At 57.9% G+C, this 14,454-nt stretch carries 16 protein-coding genes; 9 read left to right on the plus strand and 7 right to left on the minus strand.

The annotated features are described in order from the left end of the window. Positions 1 to 238: 238 nt before the first annotated feature. Positions 239 to 1,303 carry a hypothetical protein gene (locus ACSAMW_RS21730; RefSeq protein WP_500592027.1) on the plus strand — a complete coding sequence of 355 codons (1,065 nt, stop codon included), beginning with the start codon at positions 239 to 241 and terminating at the stop codon, positions 1,301 to 1,303. Positions 1,304 to 1,535: 232 nt separating this feature from the next. On the opposite strand, the gene ACSAMW_RS21735 is transcribed toward ACSAMW_RS21730, so the two are convergent. The 6 genes from ACSAMW_RS21735 to ACSAMW_RS21760 form a co-directional block, all read right to left on the minus strand. After that, positions 1,536 to 2,402, minus strand: coding sequence for a hypothetical protein (locus ACSAMW_RS21735; RefSeq protein ID WP_500592028.1), 867 nt, complete (start codon positions 2,400 to 2,402; stop codon positions 1,536 to 1,538). A gap of 238 nt (positions 2,403 to 2,640) precedes the next feature. Beyond that, entirely contained in the window at positions 2,641 to 2,988 is a 348-nt protein-coding gene (locus ACSAMW_RS21740) for a type II toxin-antitoxin system ChpB family toxin (RefSeq protein WP_500592029.1), read from the minus strand. Then, entirely contained in the window at positions 2,985 to 3,239 is a 255-nt protein-coding gene (locus ACSAMW_RS21745) for an AbrB/MazE/SpoVT family DNA-binding domain-containing protein (RefSeq protein WP_500592030.1), read from the minus strand. The genes ACSAMW_RS21740 and ACSAMW_RS21745 overlap by 4 nt, the downstream gene beginning before the upstream one ends. Positions 3,240 to 3,974: 735 nt before the next feature. After that, positions 3,975 to 4,250 carry a helix-turn-helix domain-containing protein gene (locus ACSAMW_RS21750; RefSeq protein ID WP_500592031.1) on the minus strand — a complete coding sequence of 92 codons (276 nt, stop codon included), beginning with the start codon at positions 4,248 to 4,250 and terminating at the stop codon, positions 3,975 to 3,977. Positions 4,251 to 4,484: 234 nt separating this feature from the next. Beyond that, positions 4,485 to 5,099, minus strand: coding sequence for a glutathione S-transferase (locus tag ACSAMW_RS21755; RefSeq protein WP_500592032.1), 615 nt, complete (start codon positions 5,097 to 5,099; stop codon positions 4,485 to 4,487). A 74-nt stretch (positions 5,100 to 5,173) separates the two neighbouring features. Then, positions 5,174 to 6,352 carry an MFS transporter gene (locus ACSAMW_RS21760; RefSeq protein ID WP_500592033.1) on the minus strand — a complete coding sequence of 393 codons (1,179 nt, stop codon included), beginning with the start codon at positions 6,350 to 6,352 and terminating at the stop codon, positions 5,174 to 5,176. A gap of 206 nt (positions 6,353 to 6,558) precedes the next feature. On the opposite strand from ACSAMW_RS21760, the gene ACSAMW_RS21765 reads away from it, so the two are divergent. From ACSAMW_RS21765 to ACSAMW_RS21785, 5 genes are all read left to right on the plus strand, one after another. Next, positions 6,559 to 7,542 carry a LysR family transcriptional regulator gene (locus ACSAMW_RS21765; protein WP_500592034.1) on the plus strand — a complete coding sequence of 328 codons (984 nt, stop codon included), beginning with the start codon at positions 6,559 to 6,561 and terminating at the stop codon, positions 7,540 to 7,542. Positions 7,543 to 7,795: 253 nt separating this feature from the next. Then, positions 7,796 to 9,319, plus strand: a complete 1,524-nt coding sequence (locus ACSAMW_RS21770) for an amino acid ABC transporter permease/ATP-binding protein (protein WP_500592035.1) — start codon at positions 7,796 to 7,798, stop codon at positions 9,317 to 9,319. 27 nt (positions 9,320 to 9,346) lie between these two features. After that, complete coding sequence (locus tag ACSAMW_RS21775; protein ID WP_500592036.1) at positions 9,347 to 10,219, plus strand: phytanoyl-CoA dioxygenase family protein; 873 nt, start codon at positions 9,347 to 9,349, stop codon at positions 10,217 to 10,219. Positions 10,220 to 10,245: 26 nt separating this feature from the next. Then, positions 10,246 to 11,079: an ABC transporter substrate-binding protein gene (locus ACSAMW_RS21780; RefSeq protein ID WP_168084273.1), complete on the plus strand. Its 834-nt coding sequence runs from the start codon at positions 10,246 to 10,248 to the stop codon at positions 11,077 to 11,079. A gap of 59 nt (positions 11,080 to 11,138) precedes the next feature. Beyond that, positions 11,139 to 11,870, plus strand: coding sequence for a class II aldolase and adducin N-terminal domain-containing protein (locus ACSAMW_RS21785; protein ID WP_500592037.1), 732 nt, complete (start codon positions 11,139 to 11,141; stop codon positions 11,868 to 11,870). Positions 11,871 to 11,904: 34 nt separating this feature from the next. On the opposite strand, the gene ACSAMW_RS21790 is transcribed toward ACSAMW_RS21785, so the two are convergent. Continuing rightward, entirely contained in the window at positions 11,905 to 12,234 is a 330-nt protein-coding gene (locus ACSAMW_RS21790) for a hypothetical protein (protein ID WP_500592038.1), read from the minus strand. A 210-nt stretch (positions 12,235 to 12,444) separates the two neighbouring features. Between ACSAMW_RS21790 and ACSAMW_RS21795 the strand changes: the two genes are divergently transcribed. The 3 genes from ACSAMW_RS21795 (at position 12,445) to ACSAMW_RS21805 (ending at position 14,451) form a co-directional block, all read left to right on the plus strand. Then, positions 12,445 to 13,095, plus strand: a complete 651-nt coding sequence (locus ACSAMW_RS21795) for a YjfI family protein (protein WP_500592039.1) — start codon at positions 12,445 to 12,447, stop codon at positions 13,093 to 13,095. Positions 13,096 to 13,122: 27 nt separating this feature from the next. Continuing rightward, positions 13,123 to 13,827, plus strand: coding sequence for a PspA/IM30 family protein (locus ACSAMW_RS21800; protein ID WP_500592040.1), 705 nt, complete (start codon positions 13,123 to 13,125; stop codon positions 13,825 to 13,827). 69 nt (positions 13,828 to 13,896) lie between these two features. Next, positions 13,897 to 14,451 (plus strand): rhomboid family intramembrane serine protease, encoded by a 555-nt coding sequence (locus tag ACSAMW_RS21805; protein ID WP_500592041.1) that lies wholly within the window; start codon positions 13,897 to 13,899, stop codon positions 14,449 to 14,451. Positions 14,452 to 14,454: the final 3 nt, after the last annotated feature.

The following is a 14,454-nucleotide window of genomic DNA, read 5'->3' on the forward strand; positions in this document are numbered from 1 at the left end:
GCGGCTAAAACCGCGCATTCATCGCTATCGAGTGGCTGGCAGCATGCCAGGGGCTTGTTTCATGAGCAGGCATAAGAATGTCACCCAAGCTAGAGAGTGCGCGTGCCGTCCCGCGGAAAAGGTTTGTCAATACGTAATGTACAGGGTATCAGCTGATGAGGAATACGATGAAACTACCTGTGTAGGGGTCGCGACCGGCAAAGCAAGTCCAAACGAGCAAGGAACAAGGAGGTATAGGATGCAAAAGGAAAAAAATGCTCCATTAAAACCGGCTGAATATCAGCAACAACTGGAGCAACAGCTAAAGATTAAGGATCTGGAGCACAAGCTCGAAAGCATGAGTCCTGGTCGCTTGGCCAGCTACACCTCTGCAGCAGGCCAGGTTACCGAAGCAATCAATCAGGGGGCCAGTGTCATAAATTCAGTCACCGCGCTTAGGAGTGCGGTAATGAAATTGTATGCCGCCTTTGAAGGTACAAAGGAGTTTGCAGCACGTCACCGAACCCTTGAGCTGGTCATAGTGAACGCCACTCGGCGGCAATTGGTTTGGGAGAAAAGTTTTTTTGACTCGGGCACAACATTTGCCGGCCCTATGCCAATGAACGTGGTCCCTGTGGATGCAAAGGACCCAGTTGGTGTGACTCTGTGGACGGTAGCAAATGGTCAAGGGTCGATCATGACAGGCGTCAGTGGCGCCGGTAAATGGCGTCTGGAAGGAACTCCATTCTCCTTGATCATAGGCTTCACTAATCCGCAGCTCGGTGGCATCAAAAGTGAAGTCGGCCTGGTGGGTCGAAATGCCGAGGCGAGACTGGCATACGATGCGTGCGATAACGTTGAAGCTAAGCAGTATTTTATGTTCGGCTATACATTGACGGTCCATGCCGATGAGGCTAAGGCTGGGGTCGAGCGACGCTTAGTATTCTGTATCGCAGAAGACCCAAACAAAGTCCCGCACGACATTGGCGACACACTCACGCCCGGCGAGTATCTGACCCCTGGTCAGTTCTTGCTGTCTCAAAATGGTCGCTTTGCCGCTAGCTATCAGTCCGATCAAGGAAGCTTGGTGATTTACGACTTGAATGGTTTACGTCGGACTGTATGGTCATCTGGATCGACTAGTAGACCTGCATGGCGCTGCGGTTTTGATGAGGATGGTCAATTCTCAGTCATGGAGAGTGAGCGAGTTATCACATGGAAAGCTCCACTCAAGGTACCTGGGGGCTATGTGAAATTGAGTGACGAAGGTTCACTCTGTCTGTACGACAATCTAGATACAAAAGTATGGGATACCCGTAATTAATTTCAGTACTCAACGACACCAAATCAGTTGAGGCCTAGTAGAGGTTAGAGCTGGGTCTCTCTGTTGGCATCAGCCACCAAGCCCATGGCCCGGTGGCTGCTTTCTTCCGGATTACTGCGCGGCCAGCCGCGTCACTGGATGACACCTCAAGGATCGCGCTTAGGTAGCTGGCAGCGTCGTGAAGCGCTTCCAGTTCCTAGGCGGTGACGTAAACGCTTGATCCCTTCATAACTCATTCCATTGGACTGATGCACTGGGCCGGTTTGGCGTCTTGCGGGTAGAAACGCAGGATCTCGGCCTGAGCTGCTTTGATAAGTTCCCAACTGTTTTCAGGCGCAATGACACTCCACACCCAATCACCGTTGTTTTTCTGCCGAAAATATCTTGTTCGTTCGATACCTGGATGCTTGATGGACAGTGGGGTCACAACCTCGGTTTCTTGAACCTCAAAGGTGCCAAGAGTGTAAGCGTGTTTTTTGCCCTTCCATGGCCCGTCAATAATTAGCAGCGGGCCTTGCTGCAGAAAGGGGTGGGTTGCATCCATGAGCGCTTCAAATTGCTCTCTGGTGAGCTCGCAGAGAAGATTGTAGGCCTCAACGGCAACTGTATGCTGCTCTGTCGCCTGCTCCACAACAGTGCCTATTGAAATGGCGTCTCTGATACCGAACGTCCAGTAACGACGGCCATTGGCATCCGTTCCAGCCTGAACGGACGCAGTCAGGCCAAGGGCGATGTTCCGAGGATGGCCATGCTCTCGCTGATTGCGGAAGTCATCAGTCAGGTCATGAATGTCACCTTTAGCTAATTTTTGGTCGAGCACCGGTGCCAATGCCTTCCAGCCATTCCAAGGCTGCCCGATTTTAGAGGCAACCTTCATGGTCAAGTGGCCGTTACCATCCCACTGCAATGCAGGATCGTGTGGATGCACCTCCGCATTTGCATGACCACTGCTCACGGCAGCGGCATACATAATACGTCCCCGTATAGCTTGAGGAGCGCCTAGGGCGAGAGTGGCCAGCGGCCGAATATGCTCAACCAGGAGCGATAACTGCTCATCGACATCACAACTTTCGTACACTTGGGCCCAAGCATCAAGCATGGCTACCCACCGTCTAAAGTCATTGACCGTGTTGAACAGTTCCCGCAAAAAATCCGTGGCGCTTTCTGTGAAAGGGATGATCGAAGCCGCCAGCGTCCGTCCTCCACTACCCAACCATCAACTTGTTCACCGTCAATCTGTGCTTCAAACTTTACTGCTGCGCTCATGGCCGTGGCCTCGATCGGTTGCTGACCAGATCAGCCTACCGTCACGACAGGGAGCGCCGGGTTTTCCTCTGTTACTCGATCAGCACTTGAATGCGGGCCAGTACATCGTCCATTACCACCTCTGGCACTGACTCCACGCGCTTTGCGCCACGGGCCTCAAGGTCAACAGTGCGGATTTGATTGCACAGCGCTACACCTTGCGTCTCAGTGCCGGAACCGCTCAACGGTACGGCAAACCCGGCATAACGGGCAAAATCGCCGCCCTGCGTGATTGGTGCGATCAGGGCTAAACCCGAGACGTTGAACGCCGCAGGCGAAATGATCAGCGCTGGGCGAAAATCGCCCTGCTGCTCGCGGCCAGCGGTGGGATTCAGGTTCAGACGCACAATGTCTGCTCGGTTGAATTTGGCCCGCTTCACGCTTCACGCCCTACTGGCAACATGGAATTCCACGCGGCCAGCTCGGCAGGCTCCGGTGCGGACAAATCGCACTGCGCCATCAGGTCAGCCAGTTGATAATGCGGTTTGGCTTTCGCGGGCTTGAGGGTCATAACCTCGGCGGATACATCGAGCTTAAGCACATCGCCACTGACCAAATTCATTAACTTGAGAACGGTAGCAGGCAGGCGGATCGCCGCACTGTTGCCCCATTGCTGAACTTTGACTTCCATAAGCACCTCCAGAATGTAGTCTCATTGTAGATACGTTGCCAATGAATCGCAAGCCTATTTGTATAAACATAGTATCTACAATGCTATCTCAAACGCACGCCTTATAGAGGCCTGATCTACCGCACCAAATGCCTCGCCGCGCTCGTGCGCAATGATGGGCTCGGCCCTGCAATAATTTCTGCTGCGAGGGTTTATAGAGATGGAGTAAAAGTCGTGGGGGAGGGGCCGGGCCTTGTTATAGATGCATTTGCTGGCGTGTCATATTGTCAGTTGATAGGCCACGAATTTATTTATCCTGAGCACGTTCTGCCGGCTGGTTGTAGTATAGAGGTATGTGTCGTCAGATTTGATCCAAGTATTTTAAATATTGATGACTTTTTGGCTGGCCACTTAGTTTTAGAAATGGACTATAAGTCAGCCTATGGGGATTCACTTCCTATGTACAGCACACGTCGGGTCAGCTTCAGAGAGGTAGCCAGAAGCGATGAAAAAGGGTGCTGATGTCCATGATGAATGTCAGGCAGGATCGCAGGGGCTAATGGTACAGAAATGGTACGTACGAGGCCTTTTCCCGCTAAAGCCATTGCCAGTGTTGAGCTGCCGAGCAGGTCTGTCCAGTCCATCATCAGCGCCACGCTGAACCGGCGGGACAGGGCAGGTGTAAGCCTAGACGTAAGCCCAATTTCGTTTTGTTGTTTGCGTCTCCCCTCAGCCTTACACGACCTTAAGGGTCCCCTACTCGCGACGAGGCTTGCGCAATGGCACAATACCTACCTGCATACCGAAAGGTTTGAACACGCTATTCAGCGTTCGAACGGTAGGGTTGGATTCGTCGTGTTCAAGCTGCCGCAGCGCACGTGGTGATAGCTTGCACATGGCTGCAAAATGCGCCTGGTCCAGCCCAGTTATTGTTTTGCGCAGCGTCTGTATGGCCATGCCCATCGTCATATCCCCCTTGGCCAATGCCTCTTGCACGCTGGCCAGCACTTTTGCACGCTCCCTGATTTCCATTTCTGTGATTGCTCCCGACCGTTCATCGTGGGCTCAATTAGGCACTAAAATGCCGTTTATCGCGGCATAACCGGTTCTAAGCGGCACTCTAATGCCGAATACGTGTTGAAAACTCATCGCTGAGGCGGGCTGCAACCGTCACCAGCATTGATTTGGGCAGGGTGATTTCACAAGGGGCTTTTAAGTCTCACCCACCAAAAGCCCTTCACTACTGCCTTTGCGAAGCCCCTGGGCCTATTCAACAGGCCGCGTATCAACCATGGCAGGGTGCTGATCGAAAGCGGCGAACCAGGCCGCAGCGATGGGGTAGTGGGTGCGCCAGTCAAGGTCTGCAAAGCGGAAGTCCAGGTAGCCCAGCCCGCAACCGATTGCGATCAGGCCGATATCGTCCGGCACGGTGCTGTACACGGCAGCCTGGGATTCGATTTCAGCGAGGGCGGCCCGTACCTTGGTGAGCTGGCCATCGGTCCAGCCCTGCCACTGCTTGTCCGCTGGGCGAGCGAAGGCTTCGTAGCGGGCCAGCAAGGCAGCATCCAGCAGGCCATCGCCCAGGGCCTGGCGCGTCAGGCTTGCCCAGCGTAGCTGGCCTTCCTTGGGGAACAGCGAGCCGTGTGCGTAGGTGTCCAGGTACTCGCAGATCACGCGGCTGTCATACAGGGCTAGGCCATTGGCATCGATCAAAGTGGGCACCTTGGCCAAGGGGTTCGCACTCGCAATACGCTCATCCCGGTTAACCGGATGAGCCGCGGCACTCAGTGTCTCGATCTGGTCGGCCACCCCCAGTACCTGTGCAGCCACCATCACCTTGCGTACATAGGGTGATACCGGGGAGTAGTAGAGTTTGAACATGGGCGCTCCAATAAAAGGTGAGGGTTGCCTTCACTGTGCGACAGCCCGCCAGCCTTGGCAAATAGAAGCAGGTATCAGGCGCAAGGTTTGGCCAGCGCCAGGGTCCAGGCGGGGCGTGCCAGGCTTAGCAAGCCCAGCAGCGCCATGCCTGCACCTACCCACAAAGGCGCTTGAAGGCCATAGCCGGCGTCGATCGCAGCGCCGCCTGCCCAACTGCCCAAGGCCAGCCCCGCCGTGATGATCGACGTATGCATTGCATTCACCAAGGCCTCAGGCTCGGCTGCTTTCATCACCCGTGCCGCCATCGCTGGGTTCAGCGCCACACCCGTCAATCCCAACGCGAAGAACCCGACAAGGCTGAGCCACACCCGGTCACCGGCCAGGGCAAAACTGCTGAGGGCCACCACCATCACGCCCAGCCCGGCGGCCAGTACGCGCAGGGTATAGCGGTCGGCAAGCCGACCGACCACGGTGTTGCCCACCAGGTTAGCCACGCCGTACAGCGCAAGCAGGGGCGCGATATGGGCCGGTTCGATGCCCACCCGCTGGATCAGGATAGGGGTGCAATAGCTGAACGCTGCGAACGTGGCGCCAATGATCAGGCCGCTGGTGAGGTAAGCCCCCCACAAGCGGCTGTTGTTCAGCGCTGCCAATTGATGGCGCAGTGGGGGCTGGCTGCCGGCTGTGCTGGCAGGCACGCGAAGCGCGGCCAGCAGGGTACAGATCAACGCGAGCACTACGGTTAGCCAGGCACTGGCACGCCACCCGGCCTGTTGCTGCACCCACGTGGTGAGGGGCACACCGGCCACGGGTGACAACATCAACCCGGCCAACACCACCGAAATGGCTTTGCCGCGTATGGACGTCGCCACCAGCCCGGCACAGAGCGTCATGCATAGCCCGATGCACACGGCGCTGGACACGCCCATGATCACGCGGGCAAGTACCAGCACTTCGTAAGTAGGCGAAAGTGCTGCCAGTGCCCCGGCGGCCACGTACACCGCCAGGAGTGCTACCAGCGCACGCTTGTTGCTCACCCCTCTCGACAACAGCAGCAACGTGACCGGCGGCCCGCCCAGGGCCATTCCCAAGGCATAGTAGGCGATCAGGTTGCCGACTTGCGCCAGGCTCACCGAAAAGGCTTCGGCCAGCGCAGGCATCATGCCTGCCACCATGAACTCGGCGGTCACCAGGGAGAAAATGGTCAGGCCTAACAGGTAGACAACAGGGGGCAGCGTGGAGCGGGTGGTCATGAACGCCTCAGGTGATCAAAAGGCACGCTACCCTAGGCACTCATGCCGTTAAGGTCAAACGGAAAACCTTCAAAGCAGCAGGCTGCGACGCCATGTCGCCCCTTGCAAAGCGTGGTGCGCCTACCAGGCGGCATGAACCCTGCACTGCCCTGAGGCAAAGGGCGAGCGGCGGCGTTCGCCATTCAAGCCAAGCGCAGGAGGGCGTGATGCTCAGCCGAATTACGCAGCGTCAGCTGGAATATTTTGTGGCCTCCGGGGAAGCGGGCAGTATCAGCGCCGCGTCCGAACGCATCCATGTGTCCTCACCCTCCATTTCGGCAGCGATTACCCACATGGAGGCAGAACTGGGTATCCAGTTGTTTATTCGCCACCACGCACAAGGCATCTCGCTCACGGCTGTGGGGCGGCAGGTATTGCAGGAAGCGAAGCTGATCCTGGAGCAGATGAGCAATCTGTACACCATCGCATCGGAATCGCTCAATACCGTGCGAGGGCCATTGCGTGTGGGCTGCCTGCACTCTCTGGCGCCCATGATCACGCCAGAACTGGTGTTCGGCTTCAGCCGGGCCTTTCCAGGTGTACGGATCACTCAAGTGGAAGGCGACCACGAGCAGTTGCTGGAAAAGTTGCGCTGCGCCGAGATAGACATTGCACTGACCTATGACTTGGTCAGCAGCACCGACATTGACTTCCAGCCGCTGGCAAAGCTACCGCCTTACGTCATGGTCGGTGAGCATCACCCGCTGGCCAGCCTGACCACGGTCAGCCTACAGGACCTGGAATCCCATCCCATGGTGCTGCTGGATATCCCATGGAGCCGGGAATATTTCCTAAGCCTATTCATTCAGGCAGGCACGTCGCCCAACATTGTGATGCGCTCCAGCAACCTGGAAACCGTCAGGGCCCTGGTCGGTAACGGCATCGGCTACAGCATCGCCAATGCACGGCCCAAGGGCAACCTGTCCCAGGATGGCAAACGGCTGGTCCGCATCCGCCTCGCCGGTGGCCCCCACCCTCTGCAACTGGGCTATGCCACGGCCACTAACGCTCAGGCATCGCGCGTGGTGTCGGCTTTCACAGAGCGGTGCCGCATGTTCGTTTCGGACCAGTACATCCCCGGTATGGCCGCCCCCAGTTTCTTTGATCCGCATATCGTGGAAGGGCCTGAGGGCAACCAGGCATCACGCTGAACGTGCACTGGCACTGTGCGCGTTCGGGCCGTTGGCCGAGGGCGTGCACCATTTTGGTCGGCGCCCTGCCAAACGCCAAACCAGTACGGGAAAGCGCAACGGTGCTGCATCGGTTCTTCCTATTCACAGGCCTTGTTAATCCTAATTGACCCTAGGTGCCCCTGTCCCCGAACCTCGTTCAGCGGCAGGCCCGAACAGCCGTTCGAAAGGGCCCTCGGTTGCCTATCCTGATTTCTTGTTGAGCACGGTAACGATGACATTTGACTGGAACTACCTGTTTGGCTTGCTGTTCGATGCCGAGTTCTGGCGAGCGACCTGGACCGTCATCAAACTGAGCTTCATCACCTGGGTGGCCAGTATCGGCCTGGGGTTTTTCGTGGCGTTGGCCAAGCAGTCGAAGCGCCCGCTGCTCAGCGGCCCAGCGCGGGCCTATATCTGGTTGTTCCGGAGCTTGCCACTGCTAGTGCTGCTTATATTTGTCTACAACATCCCCCAGGCATTTCCAACTGCTTCAGCGGTGCTGGGCGATCCCTTCTGGGCGGGCCTGTTCGCCATGGTGTTGTGCGAAACCGCCTACGTGGCTGAAATCCATCGGGGCGGCCTGCTGTCGATCCACAAAGGGCAGGCAGAAGCAGCCAGGGCGCTGGGCCTGAGGTTTCTGGGCACCCAATGGCGTGTCGTGATTCCTCAGGCGCTACGCGTGGCATTGCCGGCCTTGGCCAACGAATACATTTCCATCGTAAAGCTCAGCTCCCTGGTGTCGGTGATTTCCCTGACCGAGATTCTGATGGTAGGCCAGCGGCTGTATTCGCAGAATTTCCTGGTGATGGAAACCATGGCGGCGGTAGCGTTCTATTACGTGCTGATCGTGACCGTATTCGATTTCCTGCTCAAGCGCCTGGAAGCCTTCCTTGACGTCAGCCAGCGCAAGGTGTCCCGAGTGCCGGACGCCCATGTATTAGCGCTGGCCACGCAGCAACGGGCTGCACCGGCGCGTGCCGTTGTGCCTGAGCAGGGAGCACCAGCCCTGCAGGCCACACGCCTGCACAAGGCCTACAACAATGTAGAAGTACTTGGCGCCGTCAGCCTGCAGGTCAAGCCAGGGGAGGTGGTATCGATAATCGGCCCGTCGGGGTCGGGCAAAACCACACTCATCCGTTTGCTCAATGGCTTGGAGCAGATCGACAACGGCGATATCCAGATCAACGGCCGGCCCTTTATCCACCTCACCCGGCAGGGTGCCCAGAAGCCTCAGTACGTCGAGCACGCTGAGCACCGGCTGAACATTGGGATGGTGTTCCAGAGCTTCAACCTGTTCCCGCACCTGAACGTGCTGGACAACCTCTTGATGGCGCCGCGTTATCACCGCCTGGACACGCTGCCCGCGCTGAAGCAGCAGGCCTACGCGTTGTTGCACAAGGTCGGCATGCTGGACCACGCCTGGAAGTACCCGCACCAGCTTTCCGGCGGGCAGCAGCAGCGGGTGGCCATTGCCCGTGCCTTGATGATGCGCCCTCAGATCATGCTGTTCGACGAACCTACCTCGGCCCTGGACCCGGAAAAGGTCAACGAAGTGCTGCAGGTCATTGAGGCATTGGCGCAGGAGGGCATCACCATGGTCATCGTGACCCACGAGATGAACTTTGCCTTCAAGGTTTCAGACCGGATTGTCTTCATGGAGAAAGGCCGGGTTGTGTGCGACGACAGGCCCGCCGTGCTGCGCGATGGCCATAACCCACGTATCGAAGCCTTCCTCAAGGATGTTTCGCTGGCGTGACCTTCAAACGTTCCAGAGGGCAATACCATGATCGAGCAATGGCAGGTGGAGCAGTTTCAACGCGATGGCGTCCTGGTGGTCGAGGGCGTGCTGACGCCAGATGAAGTCGCTGCGTTGCAGCACGACTTCGACCAATGGGTGGAGGAAAGCCGTGGTCATGTGCAGGGCTGGGGCGAAACCCTGGATGGCCGTGCGCGCTTTGACCTTGAAGGTGACCACCGTGCCGACCATCCGTCCTTGCGGCGCGTCAGCTCACCGACAGAAATCTCGCCTGCCTTCAAACGTGTGGCCCTGGAGTCACGTATGGCCGCCATCTCGGCTCAGCTGATTGGCGCAGGCGGCACGCGATTCCACCACAGCAAGATCAACTCCAAGCTGCCCCATACCGCCACGTCCGTGAAATGGCACCAGGACTTTCTCTTCACGCCCCACAGCAATGATGACATTGTGACCGCGCTGCTGATGGTCAGTGACGTGACCCCACAGAATGGACCGCTGAACGTCATTCCTGGCAGCCACAAAGGCCCATTGTGGTCGCACTGGCACAGTGCTCGCTTTACCGGCGCCGTTGATGACCAGGTAGTGGCAGAGCACTGTCAGCAGCCTGTGGCGTGTTTTGGCCCCGCAGGTTCAGTGTGCTTCATGCATACCCGCCTGCTGCACGCGTCCAGCCCTAACGAAACAGAACGCCCCCGCACGCTGTTCATCAGCGTGTATGCCGCTGAAGACGCGCTGCCCTTTGGGGAAAACCCGCTGCCTAGTGAGCATGCAGGCCTGATGGTCGCGGGCGAAGAGAGCGGGCTGGTGCGCTCCACTGCCAATCACATGCGCCTGCCTCAGAAACCGCGTGGTGCCTCATTCTTTGTGCAACAGGCCGGGCTGGACCAGGCCACTGCTTGATTTCCTTTACTCACCGGGGGTTTACCATGACAGCACTGCGCACGATTGTCCGTCCCATTGCCCTGAGCCTGATCGGCGCAGCGGCTGCAATAACGTCAGTGGCCGCGTCGGCCTTCCAGCAAGAGGGCAAGCTTGTTGCCGGCTCGGACGTAACCTTTTTTCCTTACGAATACATGGACAATAATCGCCCGGCTGGCTTCGACATCGAATTCCTCGACGGGCTGGGCAAGCTCATGGGGCGCAAGGTTGAAACCCTGGACACACGGTTCCCCAACCTGATCACCGGTTTGCAGGGCGGGCGTTTCGACCTGACCAACTCGTCCATGTACATCACGGCCGAGCGCATCAAGGTGATCGACATGATCCCCTACCTCAAGAGTGGCGAGTCCATCCTGTCGCTCAAGGGCGGCACCTTCCAGCCCAAGCGCCCCGAAGACTTCTGCGGCCACAAGATCGGCTCCATGGCCGCCACGTCTTGGCTGGCCCAGATGAACGCGCTGTCCACCGACTATTGCGTCAAGAACGGCCTACCTCCCATTGCCATCAGCGAGTACGCCACCGACCCGCAAACCACCCAGGCCATGCTGGCCCATGCCGTTGAAGCGCAAATCACTGACGCTGCCGTAGCCCGAGGTGTAGTGGAAAAGCTGGGGAACCGCGTCGTGATTTCCTCCGACACCCTGATTTACCCCGTACTCAACGGTTTCGGTGTAAAGAAGGGCAACGACGAGGTGAAGAACGCCTTGGTGGAGGCATTGGGCAAGTACCGCGCTACGCCTGAATATGCTGCGCTTTTGAAGAAATACCACTTCGAAGCGCCTACCGACGAAGACATCGCGACCCTGATGCCTAAACCCTGATACACCCTAGCCAGCCTGCGCCGCATTTCGATGCGGCCACCTTCGGCGGAGAATGATCCATGGCCCTTAACCTGGAAGAGCAGGCACGCGTTGATCTCGCGGCTACCTTTCGTATCGTGGCGCACCTCGGTATGCATGAAGCCGTGGCAAACCATTTCAGTGCCGCAGTTTCACCCGACGGCAAGCGATTCCTGATCAACCCGAAGTGGAAGCACTTCTCGCGTATTCGCGCCAGTGACCTGTTGCTGCTGGACGCGGACGACCCCACTGGGGCCACGCACCCGGACGTGGACCCTACCGCGTGGTCCATTCACGGCCAGATCCATCAGCGGCTGCCCGAAGCACGGGCCGTATTGCACCTGCACCCGGTCTACACCACCGCAGTGGCCTGCCTGGCAGAGCCACGTATTCCCCCCATCGACCAAAATACGGCGCGCTACTTCAACCGGGTAGCGGTGGACGAACTGTATGGCGGCATGGCCGACACTGAGGCTGAAGGCGCACGCCTGGCCAGCTTGCTGGATGGCAAGCGCCGGCTGCTAATGGGCAACCACGGGGTGATGGTGATTGCACCGAACATTGGCGAGGCCTTTGACGATATCTGGACACTGGAACGGGCATGCCAGATTCTGATTACCGCCTGGTCAACCGGGCAGCCATTGCGAACGCTTAGCGACGAAGTGGCCGAAAAAACTGCCAGGGGTTGGGAAGGCATAGCGGACTTTTCAAGGCAGCACTTCGAGGAAATGAAGGCGCTGATGATCGCCGCTGACGCGTCCGTGCTGGATTAAGGACCAGTGCCAGCGTGCCTCGGTGCCGCTGGCGTTACAAGCGCTCGACCGACACCAGCTCGATATACCTGAATTTCTTGCGTGCCGCCTTCATGGCGTCCTGCTCAGCCAGCAACGTACTCAACGTGTCGGCTTCGTAGATAAACACTTCCACGTCCCCTTCGTACACATTACCCACATGCAGCGTGACTTTCAGGCGAGGGGTGAACGCCGATGAGGCCTTTTTCTTCTTGGCTGCCGGCGGTGGTGGTGCTACCACTTCAGGCAGTGGTGCGGGTGGGGGGGAGGGCTGAGCCAGGGCGGGTGCTTCCTCCTCGCCGAACAATGCGCGGCGCATTTCTTCTTCAGTCAACTCGGTTGTCATGGTGTATCCAGTGTTCGTAGGGCAAGGCAAGGCCGCTATTTTAGCACCAATGCCCCCTTTGGCTGGGCTAAATCCGTCCAAGCCTTTGCACTGCGTCCAAGGCTATTGACGCGCCCAGAGAACGATGCAACAAATCCTTACATGTAAGGATTGCCTGATCACGTTATTGGGCGTACGTTGTGGCTCATGTACGGGAAAGAGCACACACGCATGCCCCCCAGAAAACAAACATCGGCGGGCCAGCCTGCCACCTCCAGCACGCCTAAAACCTCTGCCGACTATGTACGCAGCATGCGTCAGCGGCTGGCTCAGGCCGGGTTGGTCAAGCGTGAATTCTGGGTTCTTCCCGAAAATGTCGATGCGCTTCGTGGCATCGAGAAAGCCTTGCGGCAGCCCTACCTGGGTGAACGGATCAAACTGGAGAACTTCATGACGCAAACCGGCAACTGGACCATCGATACGTTGCGCAAGGCCTTGGCAGAATGGGAGCTTGTCACGTCCGGGCGGGTGGGGCTGAGCGACGGCGGTAGCCAAAGCATCCTGCTCACCATGACCGAACATGGTGACCTTCCTATTTATATCGCGGTGTCCGGTGATCAGGTACTGGTGGATACCACATTGGTGGAAGTGGCCAAGGTGCAGGACGTGGCGGCATTCAATGCCTTGGTGCTGCGCAGCCGTGACCTGTTCCCGTTGTCCTCGGTAGGCATTGAAACACTAGGGACCGGTACCGAAGTGTATTGCATGTTTGGCGCACTCAGTGCCGCCTCGGACCTTACCGTGATCGTGCAGGAAGTATTGACCCTGGCCGACAACGTGATTCGTGCCGTGGATGCTTTCGAAGACCATTTCAACGCCTAAGCCCTACGCATGGGCAGGAGTACTCGCATGAGTGTCTGGAAAAAAATTGTTACCGCCATCCGTGGTGGCGCCACCGAAGTCGGCGAATCCATCGTGGATGCCAACGCTATCCGCATCCTTGAACAAGAGCACCGTGACGCCGATGCGGCCGTGCTCAAGGCCCGCAATGGCCTGATCGAAATCAAGGCCCGGCAGAAACTGTCACTGCAGCGCCTCGACGGCTACGCGTCGGACATCGCCAGTTGGGAAAGCAAAGCCATGGCTGCGCTGAACAAGGGTGAGGAAGGGCTGGCCACTGAATGCGCCGGCAAGGTCGCGGAGCTAGAAGGCCTGCGTGACCAGGAAAAGGCCCTGGCTGATCAGTTCGGCAAGCAAGTGGACACGTTGCAAGCCCAGGTCACCAAGGCCGACGCGCAGATCAAAGGCTTGAAGCAGCAGATCGAAATGGCCAAGGCACGCGAAACCGTTCAGCAGGCACGTGTTGCCACGGCGACCGCCACAGGTGGCGCCAATGGGAAGCTTGAAACAGCGGTGGGCTCCCTGGCCCGTATCAAGGAGCGCCAGGACGCTCAGGACGCCCGCCTGGAGGCGGCGCAGGAGATGGCCGATGCCAGTAATGGCGGTGACTTGGAGCGGCGTTTGCAACAGGCCGGCATTGGTGCAAAAACAGGGGGTGCTGATGATGTACTGGCCCGGCTGAAGGCCAAACAGGCAGGTAACAGCGTTCAATAGCAGCCTGCGTCTAAGGGTGGGCAGCCTAAGGCTGTTTGCCCTTCTTCGTTGGAAGGGCGGGGAGGGATGATGCCAATTGGAACGCGCACTCGGTGCGTGCTGCTACTTGTTGCAATCATGATTGCCGTACAAGCTATCAATACGCTCACCGGCAATAGCCTCGTGCACCATGGCCTGGTGCCTCGCACCCTGAGCGGCTTGCAGGGCCTGGTGTTCGCACCGTTTCTCCATGGTTCCATACGTCACTTGGTCAGTAACCTGCTGCCGTTTGCAGTGTTGAGCGGTTTGGTCATTACTGAAGGTGTTCGTCGCTACTTTACCGTGGCCATGTTGATTGCCTTGCTAGGCGGTTCGCTGGTTTGGCTGTTCGGGCGTGCGTCCGTGCATGTAGGGGCCAGCGGCCTGATTTTCGGCCTGTGGGCCTATGTACTGGCCCGGGGGTGGTATCAGCGTAGCCTTGGCAGCGTACTGGTGGCCCTGGCCGTAGCGGTTTTCTACGCAAGCCTGATATTTGGCTTCATTCCAGTTCCAGGCGTGTCGTTCGAAAGCCATATGGCGGGCGCAGTGGCAGGCGTCCTGGTCGGGTGGCTGATACATTCGAAAACACTACTAGCAAAAACCTAAACG

The sequence above is a fragment of the Pseudomonas sp. AB39(2026) genome, assembly GCF_059831485.1.